The organism is Bradyrhizobium sp. WSM4873 (genome assembly GCF_055811355.1).
Window position 1 is genome coordinate 1 of the sequence record NZ_JBVVPS010000082.1, and the last position, 3,828, is coordinate 3,828.

Annotated in this window: 2 protein-coding genes; both read left to right on the forward strand. The window is 56.9% G+C overall.

Going from position 1 to position 3,828, the window contains the following annotated elements:
- Window positions 1–267 precede the first annotated feature (267 nt).
- Window positions 268–1,815, forward strand: coding sequence for a Fic family protein (locus AC0L21_RS37725; protein ID WP_317245308.1), 1,548 nt, complete (start codon window positions 268–270; stop codon window positions 1,813–1,815).
- A gap of 627 nt (window positions 1,816–2,442) precedes the next feature.
- A complete protein-coding gene (locus AC0L21_RS37730; protein WP_473267038.1) occupies window positions 2,443–3,225 on the forward strand; it encodes a ComEC/Rec2 family competence protein in 783 nt (260 codons plus the stop codon).
- The last annotated feature ends 603 nt before the right edge of the window (window positions 3,226–3,828 follow it).

Sequence of the window (3,828 nt, forward strand, 5' to 3'; positions counted from 1 at the left end):
TCGGCACAAGAACTTCACGATGAGTCCTCGTGGAGATGAGAAACCGTGCGCTGTGTGCTTGACTGGGGACATCAGAAATGGATTGCTGGTCCTCTCAAAAGTGTTCCCTTGGGTGGGGCGAGGGAGAACCCAACGGTTTTCGCGAAGACATTTCACATTTCCCGGGTTGTGTGAGTGTTTTTCACGGTGTAAAAGGGTTTTGCGGCTCAAAGGCCAAGTTGAGAGTGAAATTCACGATTCGAGAGCGTTCTTCACGGATCTGGGACAATGCAGACAAAGTTTTCAGGACCAGTGTCTGTTATTCATGACCGGCGGCTGCCGGAGATAGCAACTCCTGTTGGCTATGCTGCGCTGGTTGACGCCTACAGCCTATCCGTCCCGGTCCCGCGCGTGCTTTCCGCAATCGGAACAAAGCACCGGATCATTGAGCAGGAGGGGTGGCGCATCTACACGCCGCGCCATGCGCCGGACGCGACGCTTGAGGGGCATCTCACCTTCGCTCTCAAGAATGAAGGACTAGACCTTGCAATCCTGAAACGGCTTTTCCTCACTGTAAACGAGGATGAGATTGCGGATCTTGTGAGACAGAAGCCGACCGGTCTGTATACGCGTCGTATCTGGTTTCTGCATGAATGGCTATTGGGCCGCCAACTCAACCTGCCTGCGGCAGATAAAGTCTCTTACGTCGACGCCGTCGATACCGAACTTCAACATGCGACCTCCGGGCAGAATTCGGCACGACACCGCGTCCGGAACAATTTGCCAGGAACGCCGGAATTTTGTCCGCTTGTTTTCAAGACTGCAGCGCTGAGCGAATTTATTGCGCAGGATCTCAAGGAGCGCGCCCGTTTCGTGGTGAGCCAGGTTCCAAAGGATCTGCTGGCGCGAACCGCCGCCTTCCTTCTTCTCAAGGATTCAAGGTCAAGCTACGTCATTGAAGGAGAGAGACCGCCACAGGACCGTATCCAGCGGTGGGGCCGGGTCATCGGTGAAGCGGGACGGGCCCCGCTCGACGAGGCGGAGTTTCTACGCCTGCAGCGCATCGTGATCGGCGATGAGCGCTTCGTGAAACTTGGCTTCCGTAACGAAGGTGGTTTCGTCGGCGAGCATGACCGTGAGACGCAGCGACCTGTCCCGGATCATATCAGCGCGCGTCACGAAGATATCCCCTCCCTCGTGCGCGGACTGATCGCGTTCGATCATGCGGCGGAAAACGAGCTTGATCCTGTCGTCGCTGCCGCCGTGCTCGCCTTCGGGTTCGTTTATATCCACCCGTTCGAGGACGGCAACGGACGCATTCACCGATACCTGATGCACCATGTTCTGGCACGGCGCGGATTCAATCCCGCCGGGATCCACTTTCCGGTTTCTGCCGCGATTCTCGACAAGATCAGCGAATACAAGACCGTGTTGGAAAGCTATTCGACTAGATTGCTTCCATGTGTTGAATGGGAATCGACCCCACAGGGCAACGTCAAGGTCTTGAACGATACCGGTGATTTTTATCGTTTCTTCGACGCGACGCCCCACGCCGAGTTTCTGTACGAATGCGTGCAGAGGACCATCGAACAAGATCTTCCAAAGGAAACGCAATTTTTACGGAGCTTCGATACCTTCCGCGCGGGCATCGAGAACATGATCGAAATGCCGGAGCGGACGCTCAATAACCTCTTCGGATTCCTGCAACAGAATGGAGGACAACTCTCAAAGCGTGCCCGCGACAACGAATTCTCCGAACTAACGCCGGATGAAGTCACGAGGATTGAGGAGCTTTATCAAGCGGCTTTCTCGAAAGACTCTGGAACGGCGAGTTGACTGTGTCGGAGTGCCACCTTCATTGAATTGGGCCTGTCGGATCAGATGCTGGTCGACCTCTTGATAAAAAATAGCGCCCTCAATCGGCGTGGTCGCAGCTAAGACGCGCCGCATCGGTGAGTTTTGACCGTGGGAGGTTATCTTCTTTTTCTTCTTTATCCGCATCCCGCCAGAGTTTCACCGCAGAGGACTGTACGCGCGCGTCTCGCGAGTGGATTCATTGAGCACGAGCCCTCATCGCCGTGCATCCTTCGAATTTGATTGCATCGATGCCGACTATGTTGATGGCGCCGGACCGCGGCTCTTGGACGGGTTTCGTGCTGAACATTCGCGCTCATGCGCGTAGTGACGACACCAGCCCGATTTGGCCACTTTGCGAGCGCGACACCGGCGCCAGCCGATTGGTTTTATCTCGAGATCGAGCGGGATGGCTCCGGCCTGCCGGCATGGCACGCTCAACTTGAAGGCAACGGCTACTCGGCGCACGCACGCGGAGTCCTCACCTACGCGCGGCAGCTTGATACACCGGACGAGACCCGAGGGCCGCGATCGAGACCCCAAACTCTCGGTGCCGCTGCCGCCCCACGGCTAGGGCTGCCGCGTTCGCTCGTCACTGCCTGTGCGCCATTGCCGAAGCCGGCAACGCGCGCCGCAATATCGACTGTTCTCAAAAGGGTCCCACAAGCGGCATCTGTCCTGGTCAGGGATGTCGGTCAGGCAAACTTTGTCTCCCTATGCGATGATCGCGGCCGCGCCATTCTGCACTTCGATGTCGGATTTCCGATCTCCTTCAATCGCCATACATTCCCCTCCAATTTCGACATCAATCGAAGCGAGGCGCCCCCGATCGTTCTGTCGCATTGGGATTGGGATCATCTTCACGGTGCCTTCCACCTCCCCCATCTGCTAGAATGTCGCTGGATTGTTCCCAATCAGCGGCTGGGGCCTGGCGCGGCGCGACTGGCGCGAATACTCGCCCAAAAGGGCAATCTGCTCGTACGCCCCGCCAACGCAAGAATCCGCTTTCCGTTTGGTGAATTGGTAAGGAGTCGAGGCCCGGCCCGCGATCTCAATGATAGCGGATTGACCATCCTTGCCACCCTCACTAGCGGACGGTCGGCCTTGCTGACCGGAGACGCGGACTATGCGTACCTCATGCATGCCAATGCCACGAAGGTAGATCACCTCGTCGCAACTCATCATGGTGCGCGCTTCAATGCGGACGCGGCGTCGGTGCCGATGCCGAATAACAGGCATGGACAACTGGTGATTTCCTACGGTTATCGCAACGTCTACCGGCATCCACACGCGGAAGCGCTATCTAAGCACGCAAACTCGGGTTGGACGACGTGTCTGACCACCGCAGGGCGAAGAGGTGTCGCCAGCCGAGGCGATCGCATCGTGAATTGACGTTGGACAGCCAAGGTTCTGGCGCTGCAGCTTTCCGTGCGGCCGGCACTTCGATGACTCGTGATCGATGGCGAAGTTCATTTCGCGTAATTTGCCGCACTGCGACGGACGCTCTGCAAGCAACATGGACGCCAGGTCAGACAGCATTGCTTCACCTGTGTCGGCCCGACCAACGGTCAAAAGAAGTATCACCGCCGATCGGCGTTAGAGCGCGAACGTCATATCTGGAGAGCCCCTTTAGGTGTGGGGCGACTGTTCGGCTCAACTGGGGGGCTTGATTGCGACTGCATCACAAGACGAGCCACAAAGCCGAGGCCTGTTGCTCCAATTCGGGCTCCAACGTGGTTGTCTTGATTCTCTCGACAATCAATTCGAGATCAAGCGGGCGTACGGCATGGTCGGCTTCGACGAACTCCTTGTCTTTATCGACAATCTTACCTCAGTTTGCCATCATTTGGGAGGCAGCGAGCCAAAACTCGCGCGCGTTGCATATTTACAACCCGCGCTGCCATTCGAGATACTAAGCTGTCGTCCGTTAAGAAGCCGAATTGAGCGGGAGCGGACAGGCAAGCGTATGCGATAGCTGGATCAGGAAGAGGCACA

Bases quoted from the DNA above. Each gene is read 5' to 3' on its own strand.
- AC0L21_RS37725 (WP_317245308.1), top strand. From the start codon at position 268: ATGCAGACAAAGTTTTCAGGACCAGTGTCTGTTATTCATGACCGGCGG.